Here is a 16,007-nt window from a genome sequence, read left to right on the forward strand (position 1 = left end):
GCACGCCGGCCACGCTGGCGCTAAGCTTGGCCGGCACGACCGCGTGCCGCGCTCGCCATACCGGGGGATCATCGTGAATCAATCAGCCGTCCAGCTCGCCGCCTTCATCGCCACCTTGCTTGCCAGCCCGGCATGGGCCGCCCAGGCCACCGCGCCGGATGTCGCCTACGCCTCGATCACGCAGCTGCAGCAGCGCATGGATGCCGGCACGCTGGACAGCCACCGATTGGCCGGGCAGTTGCTCGATCGCATTCGGCGGATCGACCAGTCCGGCCCGACCCTGCGCGCGGTGATCGAGACCAACCCCGATGCGCTCCAACTGGCTGGCGCGCTCGACGCGAAACGCACAAAGAGCCACGGCCCGCTGTACAGCATCCCGGTGCTGCTGAAGGACAACATCGATACCGGCGACCGCATGCTCACTACCGCCGGCTCGCTGGCGCTGGCCGACGCGCCGGCGCCGCGCGACGCCGGCCTGGTCGAGCGGCTGCGCAAGGGCGGCGTGCTGGTACTGGGCAAGACCAACCTGAGCGAATGGGCCAACTTCCGCTCCAACCACGCCAGCAGCGGCTGGAGCGGACGCGGCGGGCAGACCAAGAACCCCTACGTGCTCGACCGCAACCCCTGCGGCTCCAGCGCCGGCTCGGCCGCCGCCGTGGCAGCCGGACTGGTCACCGTGGCGATCGGCAGCGAGACCGACGGCTCGATCATCTGCCCCGCCGCGATGAACGGCATCGTCGGCATCAAGCCCACCCTGGGCCTGGTCAGCCGCAGCGGCATCGTGCCGATCAGCCACAGCCAGGACACCGCCGGCCCGATGGCGCGCAGCGTGGCCGACGCCGCCGCCCTGCTCAGCGTGATCGCCGGCAGCGACCCGCGCGACCCGGCCACCGCCGAGGCGGACAAGCACGCCACCGACTACACCCGCTTCCTCGATCCAAACGGACTGAAAGGCAAGCGCATCGGCGTGGTGCGCCAGCTCGCCGGCGCCGAGCCGAACGCCGACCGCGTGCTCGACGAATCCATCGCGCTGATGAAGGCACAGGGCGCGATTATCGTCGACCCGGTCACGCTGCCGCACCTGGCCGAACTGGGCAAGCCGGAGATCACCGTGCTGCTGTACGACTTCAAGCACGACATCAACGCCTACCTGGCCGGCCGCCGCGGCCTCAAGGTGAAGACGCTGGCCGACCTGATCGCGTTCAACCAGGCGCATGCCGGCAGGGAGATGGACTGGTTCGGCCAGGAGCTGTTCGAGCAGGCCGAGACGAAGGGGCCGCTCAGCGACAAGGCGTATACGGAAGCGCTGGCGCTGGCGAAGCGCCTGTCAGGGCCGCAGGGCATCGACGCGGCGCTGAAGTCGCAGCACCTGGACGCCCTGCTGGCACCATCGTGGGGGCCGGCCTTCATGACCGATCCGGTGCTCGGCGACCACATCGTCAGCGGCGACCCCACCGTGGGCGGCGCCTCGCAGCCGGCAGCGGTGGCCGGCTATCCCTCGATCACCGTGCCGGCCGGCTTCGCCCACGGCCTGCCGGTCGGCATCGTGTTGTTCGGCGCGAAGTGGAGCGAACCGACGCTGATCTCGATCGCCTATGGCTTCGAACAACACGCAAAGGCATGGCAGCCGCCGCAGTTTCTCGACACGGTCGGCGGCAAACCCGTGGCGGCCACACGCTGAGACCGCAACGAAAAGGCGGCCATCGGCCGCCTTTTCGTTACGCGGCTGCCGGATCCGGCGTGATCAAGCCCGGCCGCTGGCCGACTTGCGCACGATCAGCATCGCCAGCTCCAGCGACTGCTCGTAGTTCAGGCGCGGATCGACCATCGACTTGTAGGCACGATCGAGGTCGCTTTCGGACAGGTCGCGGGCGCCGCCCATGCATTCGGTGACGTCCTCGCCGGTCAGTTCCAGATGCACGCCGCCGAGCCGGGTGCCGGCCGCCGCGTGGATGTCGAACGCCTGCTCCAGCTCGCCGCGGATGTTGTCGAAGCGGCGGGTCTTGTGGCCGTTCGAGGTGCTCTCGGTGTTGCCATGCATCGGATCGGCCACCCACAGCACGCGCCGGCCCTCACGCTTCACCGCGTCCAGCAGCGGCGGCAACGCGGCCGCGACCTTCGCATTGCCCATACGGTGGATCAGGGTCAGCCGGCCCGGCTCGTCGTCCGGATTCAGCGCATCGATCAGCGGCAGCAACTGCCCGGGCGTCACCGAGGGGCCGACCTTCACCGCCACCGGATTGCGGATGCCGCGGAAATACTCCACGTGCGCGCCGTCCAGCGCCGCCGTGCGCATGCCGATCCACGGGAAGTGGGTGGACAGGTTGAACCAGCCGGGATGGCGCGGCACCTGGCGGGTCAGCGCCTGCTCGTAGTGCAGCAGCAGTGCCTCGTGCGAGGTGAAGAAATCCACCTTGGAGAAACCGGCGATCGGGCCGGCCAGGGTTTCCATGAAACGCAGCGAGTCACCGATGGCGGCGACCATCTGGCGGTACTCGGCAGCGAGTGGTGAATGCTCGACCCAGGCCAGGTCCCAGTATTCCGGATGGTGCAGGTCGGCGAAGCCGCCGTCGATCAGCGCGCGCACGAAGTTCATGGTCAGCGCGGAATGCGCATGCGCCTGGATCAGCCGTTGCGGATCCGGACGACGCGCCTCGGCGGTGAATGCCGGGCTGTTGACCACGTCGCCGCGAAAGCTCGGCAGCGTCACGCCATCATGCGTCTCGGTGTCGGCCGAACGCGGCTTGGCGTACTGCCCGGCGAAACGACCCACCCGCAGCACCGGCTTCTTCAGTCCATGCACCAGCACCAGGCTCATCTGCAGCAGCACCTTCAGCCGGTTCGAGATCACCGGGCTGGTGCAGTCGGCGAAGCTCTCCGCGCAGTCGCCGCCCTGCAGCAGGAAACGGCTGCCCTCCTGCGCCTCGGCCAGTGCCTGCTTCAGCGCCAGCACTTCCCACGAGGTCACCAGCGGCGGCAACTGCGCAAGCTGGGCGCCGGCGGCGGCCAGTTCGACCGCATCATCGTAATGCGGCTGCTGCAGCGCCACGCGCCGCTGCCACGAATCGGGGGCCCAGTCGGCGGGGGCACGGAAGTTCGACATGGCGGGATTCATCGCGCGGTCCTGGATGGCAACCCGGGGCTTCACTTTGCCGGAGACCGGCGCCGTGCCGCCGCGATCGCCAGCACGGCCAGCGCGACGTACCACAGCAGGGTCCAGGCCGGCATCGGCAGGCCGAGGATCGGCTCGACCTTGGCGCATTCGCCCGAACCGGTGAAGACCAGCTTCAGCATCCTGGAGAACGGGAACGCGTCCAGCATGTAACCGAGGCCGGGACCGCAGGAAGGCACCTGGTCGGCCGGCAGGGTCTGCAGCCAGAGGTGGCGACCGGCGGTGACGATGCCACCCACCGCGCCGACCAGCACCAGCCCCGCATAGGCCCAGCGAACGTTGCCGCGCGGCGCGTGCAGGCCACCCAGCAGGAAGAACAGCGCCATGAACAGGAACGCGATGCGCTGGAAGACGCACAGCGGGCACGGTGTCATGCCCAGCCCGTATTCGGCGTACAAGGCAAAGCCGAGCAGGCCTGCGCAGAGCAGAAAGCCGACGAGGTAACTGACACGGTACGACCAGTGGAATGGATTCATGATGGATTGTTGCGTTGCGGAACCCGTGACATTACCGCTTCGCCGGGACGCTGTCAGCAGGCACAGGCCATCAGGCCGCAAGGTGCGGGGCGACAAGGCCCACAGACGCGAAAACCCGGCAGGTTACCCGGCCGGGTTTTCGTGTCTGGACGTCTGCACATCCGGGCGGACCGGTCGCGGCTCCCGCCTTATTCGGCGTCGACGGCCTCGACCTGCGGGCGACCGACCAGCTCGACGTACGCCATCGGCGCGTTGTCGCCGTCGCGGAAGCCGCACTTCAGGATGCGCAGGTAGCCGCCGGGGCGTTCCTTGTAGCGCGGGCCCAGCTCGACGAACAGCTTGCCCACCGCTTCCTTGTCGCGCAGGCGCGAGAAGGCGAGGCGGCGATTGGCCACGCCATCGGTCTTGGCCAGGGTGATCAGCGGCTCGGCCACGCGGCGAAGTTCCTTCGCCTTCGGCAGGGTGGTGCGGATCAGCTCGTGCTTGAACAGCGACGAAGCCATGTTCTTGAACATCGCCTCGCGGTGGCTGCTGGTCCGGTTGAACTTGCGTCCGGATTTCATGTGGCGCATGACGAAACTCTCTCTGGTCTGTTGTTATGAAAAACCGGCACCTGTGTCCGGCTTCCCGCGGTTGCCCGCTGTTCCAGGCCCTCTCAAAACGGGCTCTGGTGAGACGTGCGGCCATGAATGGCCGTCTGATGCTTTGGCGACCAGAGGTCGCTTGGAAGGCCAAACCGGCCTTCCATCGGGCAGTCAAGGCGACTGCTCCAAATTCGCAGCCCGGGGGCGGCGAGCCCGGCGGAACGGCCAGATGGCGTCCGCCGGTTCGTGACTGCGGCGGCGATCGGAAGATCGCCGCCGCAACAACATCAACCCAGCTGCATGCCGTGCGACAGGCCCGGCGGCGGCCAGTTCTCAAGTTTCATGCCGAGTGCGAGACCACGCCCGCCCAGCACGTCCTTGATTTCGGTCAGCGACTTCTTGCCAAGATTCGGCGTCTTCAGCAGCTCGACCTCGGTCTTCTGCACCAGGTCGCCGATGTAGTAGATGCTCTCGGCCTTCAGGCAGTTCGCCGAACGCACGGTGAGCTCCAGATCGTCGATCGGGCGCAGCAGCAGCGGATCGAAACCGCTCTTCTCCGCCTTGTCGGTGGCGCTCTCGCGACGCGAGAAGTCACCGAACACGGACAGCTGGTCGTTGATGATCTCGGCGGCCTTGCGCACAGCGTCCTCGGCGCCGATGGTGCCGTTGGTCTCGATGTCCAGCACCAGCTTGTCGAGGTTGGTGCGCTGCTCGACGCGAGCGGCGTCCACTTCGTAGGCCACGCGCAGCACCGGCGCGAACGACGCGTCCAGCTGCAGGCGACCGATCGGACGCGCTTCGTCGTCCGGATGCTGGCGCGCGCTGGCCGGCTGGTAGCCGACGCCGCGACGCACCTTCAGGCGCATGTTGAGCGCGATGTCCTTGGTCAGGTGGCAGATCACGTGCTCGGGGTTGATGATCTCCACCGAGTGGTCGACGACGATGTCGCCGGCCGTGACCACGCCCTTGCCCTTCTTGGACAGGGTCAGGGTGACCTCATCGCCACTGTGCTGACGGATCGCCACGTCCTTGAGGTTCAGCAGGACTTCGATCACGTCCTCCTGCAGGCCTTCCAGGGTGGTGTACTCGTGCAGCACGCCATCGATTTCGACCTCGACGATGGCGCTACCGGGGATCGAGGAGAGCAGCACGCGACGCAGCGCGTTGCCCAGGGTGTGGCCAAAGCCACGCTCGAGCGGCTCGACCACCACCTTGGCGCGGTTGGCCCCGAGCTGTTCGACGCTGAGGCCACGCGGCCGCAGCACACTAGTTGACGAAACTGCCATGCAGAGCTCCGGTAAAATTACTTCGAGTAAAGCTCGACGATCAGGGCTTCATTGATGTCGGACGGCAGATCACCGCGATCCGGCACCGACTTGAACGTGCCTTCAAACTTCTTGGCGTCGACTTCGACCCAGATCGGGCGCAGATCCATGGTGTCGAACACGGTCGCCGCTTCCTGCACGCGCAACTGGGTGCGTGCGCGCTCGGTCAGCGCGATAGCGTCGCCCGGGCGAACCTGGTACGAAGGAATGTTCACCTTCTTGCCGTTCACCAGGATCGCCTTGTGGGCGACCAGCTGGCGGGCCTGGGCGCGGGTGACCGCAAAGCCCATGCGATAGACGACGTTGTCCAGGCGGCTTTCAAGCAGGCGCAGCAGGTTCTCGCCGGTGTTGCCCTTGAGGGTCGACGCCTTGGCGTAGTAGTTGCTGAACTGGCGCTCGAGCACACCATAGATACGCTTGACCTTCTGCTTCTCACGCAGCTGCACGGCGTAGTCGGACATGCGCATGCGCTTGTTCGCGCCATGCTGGCCGGGCTTGTTTTCCAGCTTGCACTTGGAATCCAGCGCACGCGCCGGGCTCTTCAGGCTGAGATCTGCACCCTCACGACGGGCGAGCTTGCAGGTAGCTCCACGATAACGGGCCATGGGTATGCTCCTTAGACTCGACGCTTCTTGGGGGGACGGCAGCCGTTGTGCGGAATCGGCGTGACATCGATGATGTTGAGCACCTTGTAGCCCAACGCGTTCAGTGAACGCACGGCCGACTCGCGACCCGGGCCCGGGCCCTTGATGCGCACTTCGACCGTCTTTACGCCGTAGTCACCTGCAGCGCGGCCGGCTTTCTCGGCGGCTACCTGGGCAGCGAACGGGGTCGACTTGCGCGAACCGCGGAAACCCGCGCCGCCGGCGGTCGCCCACGACAGGGCATTGCCCTGGCGATCGGTGATGGTGACGATGGTGTTGTTGAAGGAGGCCTGCACGTGGGCCACGGCATCCGTGACAACGCGCTTGATCTTCTTCTTGGTTTTAACCGGCTTAGCCATAATTTTTGAGGCTCTTGGTAATCAGTGCAACCATGGATGGTCGCTTTTTGATCTTCGCGATCAGGGATGATCGCACTGGTTCAATTACTTCTTGATCGCGCGACGGGGACCCTTGCGGGTACGTGCGTTGGTGCGCGTGCGCTGACCGCGCACCGGCAGGCCACGACGATGGCGCAGGCCACGGTAGCAACCCAGATCCATCAGGCGCTTGATGGCCATGCCCACCTCGCGGCGAAGATCGCCTTCGACGGTATACTTGGCGATTTCGTGGCGGATCTTCTCCACCTCGCCTTCACTGAGGGACTTGATCTGGGTGGTGGGAACCACGCCAGCATCCACGCAGACCTTCCTGGCCCGGCTGCGGCCGATACCGTAAATGCTCTGCAGACCGACCCAGACATGCTTCTGGACCGGCAAATTGACACCCGCGATGCGCGCCATGATGTACTTTCTCCGATGCGTTTCTTGCGCGGTAAACGCGCAATTCTAACCTGAATTACCCTGACTGGAAAGCCCTGCGACACCAAGGTGTCGCCAGCTTCCGACTTCGACCAACTACTCTCGCCCCAGCAGCCACTAGTTGCGACGGAGATTGGCCTTCTTGAGCAGACTTTCGTACTGGTGACTGACCAGGTGCGCCTGTACCTGCGCCGTGAAGTCCATCACCACCACCACCACGATCAGCAGCGACGTGCCACCGAAATAGAACGGTACGTGCCAGGCGCTCTGCATGAACGACGGCACCAGACAGACCAGCACCAGGTACAGCGCACCGACACCGGTCAGACGCGTCATTACCGCATCGATGTAGCTGGCCGTGGCCTTGCCCGGGCGAATGCCTGGAATCAGCGCACCCGACCGCTTGAGGTTGTCCGCGGTCTCGTCGGCGTTGAACACGATCGCCGTGTAGAAGAACGCGAAACCGATCACCAATACCGAAAACACGGTTTCATACAACGGATTGCCCGGGCTCAGCGCCTGGGTCAGATCCTGCAGCCAGCGCGACTGCTGGCCAGTGCTGAACCAGCTCACCGCGGTCGCCGGGAACATCAGCAGACTGGAAGCGAAGATCGGCGGAATCACGCCCGACATGTTGATCTTCAGCGGCAGGTTGGAACTCTGGTTCATGTAGGCCTTCTGCCCACCAGAACGCCGCGCGTAGTTCACCGTGATGCGCCGCTGGGCGCGCTCCATGAACACCACGAAGGCAGTCACCAGCAGCGCCAGGCCAAACACCATCAGCAACTTGATCAGCGACAATTCACCGTTGCTGGCCATGCCCAGAGTGTGCACCACCGCCCCCGGCAGACCGGCGACGATACCGGCGAAGATCAGCAGCGAGATGCCGTTGCCGATGCCGCGCTCGGTCATCTGCTCGCCCAGCCACATCAGGAACATGGTGCCGGCGGTAAGCCCGACCACGGAGGAGAAGACGAAGCCGAAGCCCGGCGTATAGACCACCGGTGCACCACCGGCAGCCACCTGCCCCTGCAACGCCACCGCAATGCCGAACGACTGGAACGCCGCCAAAGCCACCGTGGCATAGCGCGTATACATCGTCATCTTGCGCTTGCCGGCCTCGCCTTCCTTGCGCAGGCTCTGCAGACTCGGCACCACCGCGCCCATCATCTGGAACACGATCGATGCCGAGATGTACGGGATCACGCCCAGCGCGAATACCGAGAAGCGCGCCAGCGCACCACCCGAGAACATGTTGAACATGTCCATCAGGCCGTTGCCGTTGACCAGGTTGGTCATCGCCTCCGGATTGACGCCCGGAACCGGAATGAACGAACCGAGCCGGAACACCACCAGCGCACCGATCACGAAGAAGATGCGTTGGCGAAGCTCCGTCAGCTTGCCGAGCTTGCCGAGTGCATTGCCCTTGGCTGCTGCCACCTGATTACTCCACGCTGCCGCCGGCAGCCTCGATGGCTGCCTTGGCGCCGGCGGTAGCCAGCAGACCGGACAACTTCACCGCGCGACCGATTTCACCCTTGAGGACAACCTTGACCTTCTTCGCGCGGCTGTTGATCAGGCCAGCCTGATGCAGCGCCACGACGTCGATCACGTCACCCTTGAGCTGGGCCAGCTGATACAGGAACACTTCCTGGCTCTCGGCCTGCTTCTTCGAGCGGAAACCGATCTTCGGCATCCGGCGATTCAGCGGCATCTGGCCGCCCTCGAAGCCGTACTTGTGGGTACCACCCGCGCGGGCATGCTGACCTTTGTGGCCGCGACCGGCAGTCTTGCCCATGCCCGAACCGATACCGCGACCGACGCGTAGACGCGTCTTGTGCGAACCGGCGGCCGGCTTGATGTCATTCAGACGCATGATGCTTACTCCTCGACCCGGACCAGGTAATAGACCGTGTTGATCAGGCCACGCACCTGCGGGCTGTCCTTCAGTTCACGGACGTCGTTGATCTTGCCCAGACCCAGCGCCTTGACACTGAGACGGTGACGCGCCTGCACGCCACGCAGGCCTTTGACCAGGCGCACGCGCACGGTCTTGTCGGCGGATTGCTGAGACTTAGCCATTGCCGAGCACCTCATCCAGGGTCTTGCCACGCTTGGCGGCGATCTTCTTGGGCGAGGCAACTGCCTGCAGGCCCTTGATGGTCGCGCGCACCAGGTTGATCGGGTTGCGCGAGCCGACCGCCTTGGCCAGCACGTTCTTCACGCCAACCACTTCCAGCACGGCACGCATGGCGCCGCCGGCAATCACGCCGGTACCCTCGGAAGCCGGCTGCATGTAGACGCGCGCCGCACCGTGGTTGGCCTTAATGGCGTACCACAGGGTGCCGTTGTTCAGCTCGATGTTCACCATCTGGCGGCGGGCACGCTCCATGGCCTTGGAGATGGCCACCGGCACTTCACGCGCCTTGCCATAGCCGAAGCCGACCTTGCCCTCGCCGTCACCGACCACGGTCAGCGCGGTGAAGCTCATCTGGCGGCCACCCTTGACGGTCTTGGCCACGCGGTTGACGGCGATCAGCTTCTCGAGCAAGCCGTCCGAATTTTCGCGATCGTTAGAAGACATGTTCTTTTCCATGTGCCCGGCAAGACCGGGACTTTTACTTGCGGCTGAGCCGCTTGGAGTTGTAGGTGACGCGACGGAAATCAGGACGATGTCCCGACCCGGTGTTACTTAGAATTTCAGGCCCGCTTCGCGTGCAGCATCGGCCAGCGCCTTGATGCGACCGTGATAGCGGAAGCCGGAACGATCGAATGCAACGGCTTCGATACCCGCCGCCATCGCGCGCTCGGCGACTGCCTTGCCCACAGCCGCCGCAGCGGTCAGGTTCTTGGTGCCCTTGAGGCCCTCGGCGACCGACTTCTGCACGGTGGAGGCAGCTGCCACCACATTTAGGCCGGAGGCATCGAACACCTGCGCGTAGATGTGCTGACCGGTGCGATGCACCGACAGACGCGCCACGGCCAGCTTGCGGATGTGGCTGCGGGTGGACTTGGCGCGGCGCAGGCGATTTTCGTTCTTGTTCATCATGATGTCTCCAGAAAGCGGATTGGCTGGTATGAGCGGCTCTTTTGAAGAGTCCGGCCATGGATGGCCGGTCTTCGCGGAGGGACCCGCATCAAGCCTTCTTGGCTTCCTTCAAGGTGATCTTCTCGCCGGCATAACGCACGCCCTTGCCCTTGTAGGGCTCCGGCGGACGGAAGCCGCGAATCTTGGCTGCAACCTGGCCCACCGCCTGCTTGTCCGCGCCCTTGATCAGGATCTCGGTCTGCGACGGGGTTTCGATGCTGATGCCTTCCGGCGCATCGAACACCACCGGGTGGGAGAAACCCAGGCTCAAGTTCAGCGACTTGCCCTGCATCGAGGCGCGGTAACCGACGCCGACCAGCTCGAGCTTGCGCTCGTAACCGCCGAATACACCGGTGACCATGTTGGACAGCAGCGCGCGGGCGGTACCGCCGAACTTGTCGTCGGCGCCGTCGACGAGACTGACGTTCGCCACGCCATTGTCCACGGCGATGCTGACACCCGGCAGGTGATGCACGGACAGCGTACCCTTCGGGCCCTTCACGGAGATACCGTCGTTACCGACCGTCAGCTCGACACCCTTGGGCAGGGAAATGGGTTGTTTGGCAACACGTGACATCGACAGACTCCTTATGCCACTTGGCCGATGACTTCGCCGCCCAGACCCTTGGCGCGGGCCTGCGCGTCGGTCAGCAGACCGGCGGAAGTCGAAATGATCGAGATACCCAGGCCACCCAGGATCTTCGGCAGCTCGTCCTTGCCGCGATAGACGCGCAGGCCGGAGCGGCTGACACGGGAAATGCGCTCGATGGCCGGCTGGCCCTCGAAATACTTGAGCTTGATCTCGAGCACCGGCTTGCCTTCCTCGGCGGAAGTCTTGGCGTCGAGGATGTAGCCCTCGTTCTTGAGAAGGTTGGCGATCGCCAACTTCAGTTTCGACGACGGCATACGCACGGTCGGCTTGCCCATGGCCTGGGCATTGCGGACGCGCGTGAACAGATCGGCGATGGGATCAGTCATGCTCATGAAAACATCCTTCAGAGTGCACCGATATCCGATAAAACCGGAAATCAATCAGATTGTGAGCTGCCATGGACAGCAGCCTGCCTTGCGCAGACCGCTGACTATATCAGCAATTTCAGGTTTTAGCGAATTTCGATGCGATAAGTCGCATCAGCGGCTGCCTGGCGGCAGCTCGGTGAGTCGCTCGCGGCACATGCGTGCCTCGAAACAACTCCGGCTTGGGTAATTACCAGCTTGCCTTGCGCAGACCCGGCACGTCGCCGCGCATGGTCGCTTCACGCAGCTTGTTGCGACCCAGGCCGAACTTGGCGTAGACGGCACGCGGGCGACCGGTCAACGCGCAGCGGGTGCGCTGGCGCACCGGGCTGGCATCGCGCGGCAACTTCTGCAGTTTGGACTGGGCGGCCATCTTCTCCTCGTAGGAGGCGCTGGGGCTCAGCACGATCGCCTTCAGCTCGGCACGCCTGGTGGCGAACTTCTGGACGAGTTTGGTCCGCTTGATGTCGCGGTTGACCATCGAGGTCTTTGCCATGGGTATCTCTCGCGTCTATCAGTTGCGGAACGGGAAGCTGAACGCGGCCAGCAGGGCCTTCGCTTCTTCGTCGGTCTTGGCGGTGGTGGTGATGGAGATATCCATGCCACGCAACGCATCGACCTGGTCGAAGTCGATCTCAGGGAAAATGATCTGTTCCTTGATACCGAAGTTGTAGTTGCCACGGCCGTCGAAGGCCTTGCCCGAAACACCGCGGAAGTCGCGCACGCGCGGCAGCGAGATGTTGATCAGGCGATCGAGGAACTCGAACATCTGTGCACGGCGCAGGGTGACCTTGCAGCCGATCGGCCAGCCGTCGCGGATCTTGAACGAGGCCACGGAGACGCGGGCCTTGGTCGTGATCGGCTTCTGGCCGGAGATCTTGGCCATGTCGGCCACGGCGTTCTCGAGCACCTTTTTGTTGCCCGCAGCTTCACCCACGCCCATGTTCAGCGTGATCTTGGTGATGCGGGGAACCTGCATCACGTTCTGGTAGCCGAACTGCTCGGTGAGCTTCGGCACTACCTGCTCTTTGTAGAAATTTTCAAGGCGGGTCATGATCGTGATTCCTTACGCGTCCACGACCTCGCCAGTCGAACGGAACACGCGGACCTTGCGCCCATCAGCGAGCGTTTTGGTGCCGACGCGTTCACCCTTGTTCGTGGCGGGGTTGAACAGCTGCACATTGGAGAGATGGATCGAGGCTTCACGCTCGACGATGCCGCCAGCCTGGTTGGCCTGGGGGTTCGGCTTGGTGTGGCGCTTGACCAGATTCACGTTGGAGACGAACACGCGCTCGCCTGCAACACGCAGCACATCGCCGCGCTGACCCTTGTTCTTGCCGGTGATCACGAGGACCTGATCACCCTTGCGGATACGGTTCATTGTCTTGACTCCGCTCAGAGCACTTCGGGCGCAAGCGAGACGATCTTCATGAACTTCTCGCTGCGCAGCTCGCGGGTAACCGGCCCGAAAATACGGGTGCCGATCGGCTCGAGCTTGTTGTTGAGGAGCACCGCTGCATTGCCGTCGAAACGGATCAGCGAGCCATCGGGACGACGCACACCCTTGGCGGTACGTACCACCACGGCGTTGTAAACCTCGCCCTTCTTCACCTTGCCGCGGGGAATCGCATCCTTCACGGTGACCTTGATCACGTCACCGATCGCGGCGTAACGGCGCTTGGAGCCGCCGAGCACCTTGATGCACATCAGTTCCTTCGCGCCGCTGTTGTCTGCTGCGGAAAGCGTGCTTTGCATCTGGATCATGTCTGCACCCTCCCTTAGACGTTGGCGCGCGTGATGATTTCAACCACGCGGTGATGTTTGGTCTTGGACAACGGACGGCACTCCGCGATACGCACGAGGTCGCCCTCGTTGGCACCCAGGTCGTCCTGCGCATGCAGCTTGGTCGACCGGCGGATGATCTTGCCGAGCAGCCAGTGCTGCTCCTGGCGCTCGACCAGGACGGTGACCGTCTTGTCCATCTTGTTGCTGGTGACGCGGCCCTCGAGGGTGCGCGTCTGCTTCTTGTTGTCGCTCATGTCGGCCGTCCCTTACTTCTTGCCGCCGAGCACGAACTTCGTGCGGGCGATGTCACGCCGAACGCGGCGGAGCTGGTGCGGCTGAGTGAGCTGGCCGGAACCCTTTTGCATGCGCAGGTTGAACTGCTCCTTGCGCAGGTCCAGCAGGTGCTGCTGCAGCTCTTCGGCCGACTGGTTGTTGATATCTTTGCTGGCCATCACATCACCGCCCGGGTCACGAACTGGGTCTGCACCGAGAGCTTGGCGGCGGCCAGGCGGAACGCCTCGCGCGCCGTCGGCTCGTCGACGCCCTCGATTTCATAGAGCATGCGGCCGGGCTGGATCGGAGCGACCCAGAACTCGACGCCGCCCTTGCCCGCGCCCATGCGGACTTCGATCGGCTTCTTGGTGATCGGCTTGTCCGGGAACACGCGGATCCACAACTTGCCGCCACGCTTGACGAAGCGGGTGATGCAACGACGGGCCGCCTCGATCTGGCGCGCGGTGAGCGCACCATGCGTGGTCGCCTTCAGGCCGTACTCGCCAAAGCTGACGAGGTTGGAGCACTGGGCCAGGCCATCGTTACGGCCCTTGAACTGCTTGCGGTACTTGGTTCGCTTGGGTTGCAACATGGCAACTCTCCTTACTTCGCCGACCGCTCGCGACGGCCTTCGCCATCACGACGCGGTTCACGATCACGACGGCCTTCGCCACCCTCGCGGCGCGACGGCGCCGGCGACTCGTCCTTCGACTCCTGGCCAATCTGGGTCAGGTCGAAGATCTCGCCCTTGTTGACCCACACCTTGATGCCGATGATGCCGTAGGTGGTGCTCGCCTCGGCAAAACCGTAGTCGATGTCGGCACGCAGCGTGTGCAGCGGCACGCGACCTTCGCGGGCCCACTCGGAACGGGCGATCTCGGCGCCGTTCAGGCGGCCGGACACGTTGATCTTGATGCCCAGCGCGCCCAGGCGCATCGCGTTGCCGACCGAGCGCTTCATCGCGCGACGGAACATGATGCGGCGCTCCAGCTGCTGCGCGATCGACTCGGCCACCAGCTGCGCGTCAATCTCCGGCTTGCGCACTTCGTTGACGTTGATGTGCGTCGGGACGCCCATCATGTCGCTGACTTCCTTGCGCAGCTTCTCGATATCCTCGCCCTTCTTGCCGATCACCACGCCCGGGCGGGCAGTGTGGATCGTCACGCGCGCGGTCTTGGCCGGGCGCTCGATCTGGATCTTCGAGATGCCGGCGGCAGCCAGCTTCTTCTTCAGCATGTCGCGGACCTTGATATCGGCCACGAGATACTTGGCGTAATCGCCCTTGTTGGCGAACCACTTCGAGTTCCAGTCCTTGGCAATGCCGAGGCGGATACCGGTGGGATGAACTTTATGACCCATCGTCTATGTCCCCGGTCAGTTACCAACAACCACAGTGATGTGGCTGGTGCGCTTGAGAATGCGCGAACCGCGGCCTTTGGCGCGGGCATACATGCGCTTCATCGCCGGACCTTCGTCGACGAAGATGCTGGCCACCTTCAGCTCGTCGACATCCGCGCCGAGATTGTTCTCGGCGTTGGCGACGGCCGACAGCAGCACCTTGCGGACAAGGTGCGCGGCCTTCTTGTTGGTGTAGGTGAGCACGTCGCTGGCCCGGCCCACGGGAAGACCGCGGACCAGATCAGCCACCAGGCGTGCCTTTTGCGCCGAGATGCGGGCGCCGCGCAGGATCGCTTTGGCTTCAGTGCTCATCACTTGCCCTTCTTGTCGCCGACATGGCCTTTGAACGTACGGGTCACCGCGAACTCGCCGAGCTTGTGCCCGACCATGTTCTCGTTGATCAGGACGGGCACGTGCTGGCGGCCGTTGTGGATGGCGATGGTCAAGCCGACCATTTCCGGCAGGATCATCGAGCGGCGCGACCAGGTCTTGATCGGGCGCTTGTTGTTGGCGGAAACCGCAGCTTCCACCTTCTTCGCGAGGTGAAGGTCGACGAACGGACCTTTCTTCAGAGAACGCGGCATGTCGGCTTCCTGTTACTTGGTACGACGACGCACGATGAACTGCTGCGTGCGCTTGTTGTTACGGGTCTTGTAACCCTTGGCCGGCGTGCCCCACGGGCTGACCGGATGACGACCGCCAGAAGTCTTGCCTTCACCACCACCGTGCGGGTGGTCGACCGGGTTCATCACCACGCCGCGAACGGTCGGGCGAATGCCTACCCAGCGCTTGGCGCCGGCCTTGCCCAGCTTCTTCAGGCTGTGCTCGCCGTTGCCGACTTCGCCGATGGTGGCGCGGCAATCGACCGAGACGCGGCGCATCTCGCCGGAGCGCAGACGCAGCGTGGCGTAACCGGACTCGCGGGCGACCAGCTGCACCGAGGCACCAGCGCTGCGGGCGATCTGCGCGCCCTTGCCGGGGCGCAGCTCGATGCAATGGATCGTGCTGCCCATCGGAATGTTGCGCAGCTGCAGGCAGTTGCCGGCCTTGATCGGCGCATCGCGGCCGGATACCAGACGATCGTCCACCTGCACGCCCTTCGGCGCGATGATGTAACGACGCTCACCGTCGGCGTAGCACAGCAGCGCGATGTGCGCAGTGCGGTTCGGATCGTATTCGATGCGCTCGACGCGGGCGGCAATGCCTTCCTTGTCGCGCTTGAAATCGATGATGCGGTAATGCTGCTTGTGACCGCCACCGCGATGACGCACGGTGATGCGACCGTGGTGATTGCGACCACCGGTACGGGACTGCGACTCGGTCAACGCCGCGTACGGCGCGCCCTTGTACAGGCCTTCCGTCTTGACGCTGACTGCGTCGCGACGACCCGGCGAGGTCGGCTTGTGGTTGATTAGTGCCATCTCTCA

General features: G+C 64.3%; 26 protein-coding genes. 1 reads left to right on the forward strand and 25 read right to left on the reverse strand.

What is annotated here, in order from left to right:
* Window positions 1–73 precede the first annotated feature (73 nt).
* Window positions 74–1,681 carry an amidase gene (locus QQA13_RS11190; protein WP_108473274.1) on the forward strand — a complete coding sequence of 536 codons (1,608 nt, stop codon included), beginning with the start codon at window positions 74–76 and terminating at the stop codon, window positions 1,679–1,681.
* A gap of 63 nt (window positions 1,682–1,744) precedes the next feature.
* Here the strand turns inward: QQA13_RS11190 and QQA13_RS11195 are convergent, their stop codons facing one another.
* From QQA13_RS11195 to rplB, 25 genes are all read right to left on the reverse strand, one after another.
* Entirely contained in the window at window positions 1,745–3,115 is a 1,371-nt protein-coding gene (locus QQA13_RS11195) for a class II 3-deoxy-7-phosphoheptulonate synthase (protein ID WP_108473271.1), read from the reverse strand.
* A 29-nt stretch (window positions 3,116–3,144) separates the two neighbouring features.
* Window positions 3,145–3,648, reverse strand: coding sequence for a disulfide bond formation protein B (locus QQA13_RS11200; protein ID WP_108473270.1), 504 nt, complete (start codon window positions 3,646–3,648; stop codon window positions 3,145–3,147).
* 188 nt (window positions 3,649–3,836) lie between these two features.
* On the reverse strand, window positions 3,837–4,220 hold the full coding sequence (gene rplQ / locus QQA13_RS11205; RefSeq protein WP_108473269.1) for a 50S ribosomal protein L17: 384 nt from the start codon (window positions 4,218–4,220) through the stop codon (window positions 3,837–3,839).
* Window positions 4,221–4,519: 299 nt separating this feature from the next.
* A complete protein-coding gene (locus QQA13_RS11210; RefSeq protein ID WP_007513388.1) occupies window positions 4,520–5,518 on the reverse strand; it encodes a DNA-directed RNA polymerase subunit alpha in 999 nt (332 codons plus the stop codon).
* Window positions 5,519–5,535: 17 nt separating this feature from the next.
* A complete protein-coding gene (gene rpsD / locus QQA13_RS11215) occupies window positions 5,536–6,162 on the reverse strand; it encodes a 30S ribosomal protein S4 (RefSeq protein WP_108473268.1) in 627 nt (208 codons plus the stop codon).
* 11 nt (window positions 6,163–6,173) lie between these two features.
* Window positions 6,174–6,560, reverse strand: a complete 387-nt coding sequence (rpsK, locus tag QQA13_RS11220; RefSeq protein WP_007513384.1) for a 30S ribosomal protein S11 — start codon at window positions 6,558–6,560, stop codon at window positions 6,174–6,176.
* Between the two features lie 84 nt (window positions 6,561–6,644).
* Window positions 6,645–7,001, reverse strand: a complete 357-nt coding sequence (gene rpsM, locus QQA13_RS11225; RefSeq protein WP_007513382.1) for a 30S ribosomal protein S13 — start codon at window positions 6,999–7,001, stop codon at window positions 6,645–6,647.
* A gap of 135 nt (window positions 7,002–7,136) precedes the next feature.
* Window positions 7,137–8,459, reverse strand: coding sequence for a preprotein translocase subunit SecY (gene secY / locus QQA13_RS11230; RefSeq protein ID WP_108473267.1), 1,323 nt, complete (start codon window positions 8,457–8,459; stop codon window positions 7,137–7,139).
* A gap of 4 nt (window positions 8,460–8,463) precedes the next feature.
* Complete coding sequence (gene rplO / locus QQA13_RS11235) at window positions 8,464–8,895, reverse strand: 50S ribosomal protein L15 (protein WP_108473266.1); 432 nt, start codon at window positions 8,893–8,895, stop codon at window positions 8,464–8,466.
* A 5-nt stretch (window positions 8,896–8,900) separates the two neighbouring features.
* A complete protein-coding gene (rpmD, locus tag QQA13_RS11240) occupies window positions 8,901–9,101 on the reverse strand; it encodes a 50S ribosomal protein L30 (protein WP_108473265.1) in 201 nt (66 codons plus the stop codon).
* A complete protein-coding gene (gene rpsE / locus QQA13_RS11245; RefSeq protein WP_077442651.1) occupies window positions 9,094–9,603 on the reverse strand; it encodes a 30S ribosomal protein S5 in 510 nt (169 codons plus the stop codon). Before rpsE ends, rpmD begins: the two co-directional genes overlap by 8 nt.
* 108 nt (window positions 9,604–9,711) lie before the next feature.
* A complete protein-coding gene (gene rplR, locus QQA13_RS11250; RefSeq protein WP_108473264.1) occupies window positions 9,712–10,065 on the reverse strand; it encodes a 50S ribosomal protein L18 in 354 nt (117 codons plus the stop codon).
* A 91-nt stretch (window positions 10,066–10,156) separates the two neighbouring features.
* Window positions 10,157–10,684, reverse strand: a complete 528-nt coding sequence (gene rplF / locus QQA13_RS11255) for a 50S ribosomal protein L6 (protein ID WP_108473263.1) — start codon at window positions 10,682–10,684, stop codon at window positions 10,157–10,159.
* A gap of 11 nt (window positions 10,685–10,695) precedes the next feature.
* Window positions 10,696–11,091, reverse strand: a complete 396-nt coding sequence (gene rpsH, locus QQA13_RS11260) for a 30S ribosomal protein S8 (protein WP_108473262.1) — start codon at window positions 11,089–11,091, stop codon at window positions 10,696–10,698.
* Window positions 11,092–11,314: 223 nt separating this feature from the next.
* The gene (gene rpsN, locus QQA13_RS11265) at window positions 11,315–11,620 is read right to left on the reverse strand and encodes a 30S ribosomal protein S14 (RefSeq protein ID WP_108473261.1); all 306 of its coding nucleotides are present in this window, start codon (window positions 11,618–11,620) and stop codon (window positions 11,315–11,317) included.
* Between the two features lie 18 nt (window positions 11,621–11,638).
* Window positions 11,639–12,181 carry a 50S ribosomal protein L5 gene (gene rplE / locus QQA13_RS11270; protein ID WP_174315863.1) on the reverse strand — a complete coding sequence of 181 codons (543 nt, stop codon included), beginning with the start codon at window positions 12,179–12,181 and terminating at the stop codon, window positions 11,639–11,641.
* Between the two features lie 9 nt (window positions 12,182–12,190).
* On the reverse strand, window positions 12,191–12,505 hold the full coding sequence (gene rplX, locus QQA13_RS11275) for a 50S ribosomal protein L24 (protein ID WP_108473260.1): 315 nt from the start codon (window positions 12,503–12,505) through the stop codon (window positions 12,191–12,193).
* Window positions 12,506–12,519: 14 nt separating this feature from the next.
* Complete coding sequence (rplN, locus tag QQA13_RS11280; RefSeq protein WP_007513359.1) at window positions 12,520–12,888, reverse strand: 50S ribosomal protein L14; 369 nt, start codon at window positions 12,886–12,888, stop codon at window positions 12,520–12,522.
* A gap of 14 nt (window positions 12,889–12,902) precedes the next feature.
* The gene (rpsQ, locus tag QQA13_RS11285) at window positions 12,903–13,163 is read right to left on the reverse strand and encodes a 30S ribosomal protein S17 (RefSeq protein ID WP_108473259.1); all 261 of its coding nucleotides are present in this window, start codon (window positions 13,161–13,163) and stop codon (window positions 12,903–12,905) included.
* 12 nt (window positions 13,164–13,175) lie between these two features.
* Complete coding sequence (gene rpmC, locus QQA13_RS11290; protein WP_007513354.1) at window positions 13,176–13,361, reverse strand: 50S ribosomal protein L29; 186 nt, start codon at window positions 13,359–13,361, stop codon at window positions 13,176–13,178.
* The gene (gene rplP / locus QQA13_RS11295; RefSeq protein ID WP_108473258.1) at window positions 13,361–13,774 is read right to left on the reverse strand and encodes a 50S ribosomal protein L16; all 414 of its coding nucleotides are present in this window, start codon (window positions 13,772–13,774) and stop codon (window positions 13,361–13,363) included. The genes rpmC and rplP overlap by 1 nt, the downstream gene beginning before the upstream one ends.
* Window positions 13,775–13,785: 11 nt before the next feature.
* Complete coding sequence (rpsC, locus tag QQA13_RS11300) at window positions 13,786–14,541, reverse strand: 30S ribosomal protein S3 (RefSeq protein ID WP_108473257.1); 756 nt, start codon at window positions 14,539–14,541, stop codon at window positions 13,786–13,788.
* A gap of 15 nt (window positions 14,542–14,556) precedes the next feature.
* Window positions 14,557–14,892 (reverse strand): 50S ribosomal protein L22, encoded by a 336-nt coding sequence (gene rplV / locus QQA13_RS11305; protein WP_007513348.1) that lies wholly within the window; start codon window positions 14,890–14,892, stop codon window positions 14,557–14,559.
* A complete protein-coding gene (rpsS, locus tag QQA13_RS11310) occupies window positions 14,892–15,164 on the reverse strand; it encodes a 30S ribosomal protein S19 (RefSeq protein WP_108473256.1) in 273 nt (90 codons plus the stop codon). Before rpsS ends, rplV begins: the two co-directional genes overlap by 1 nt.
* Window positions 15,165–15,176: 12 nt before the next feature.
* Window positions 15,177–16,001, reverse strand: coding sequence for a 50S ribosomal protein L2 (gene rplB, locus QQA13_RS11315; RefSeq protein ID WP_108473255.1), 825 nt, complete (start codon window positions 15,999–16,001; stop codon window positions 15,177–15,179).
* Window positions 16,002–16,007 lie beyond the last annotated feature (6 nt).

It is taken from the genome of Rhodanobacter thiooxydans (genome assembly GCF_030291135.1).
Classification (GTDB): Bacteria; Pseudomonadota; Gammaproteobacteria; order Xanthomonadales; family Rhodanobacteraceae; genus Rhodanobacter; species Rhodanobacter thiooxydans_A.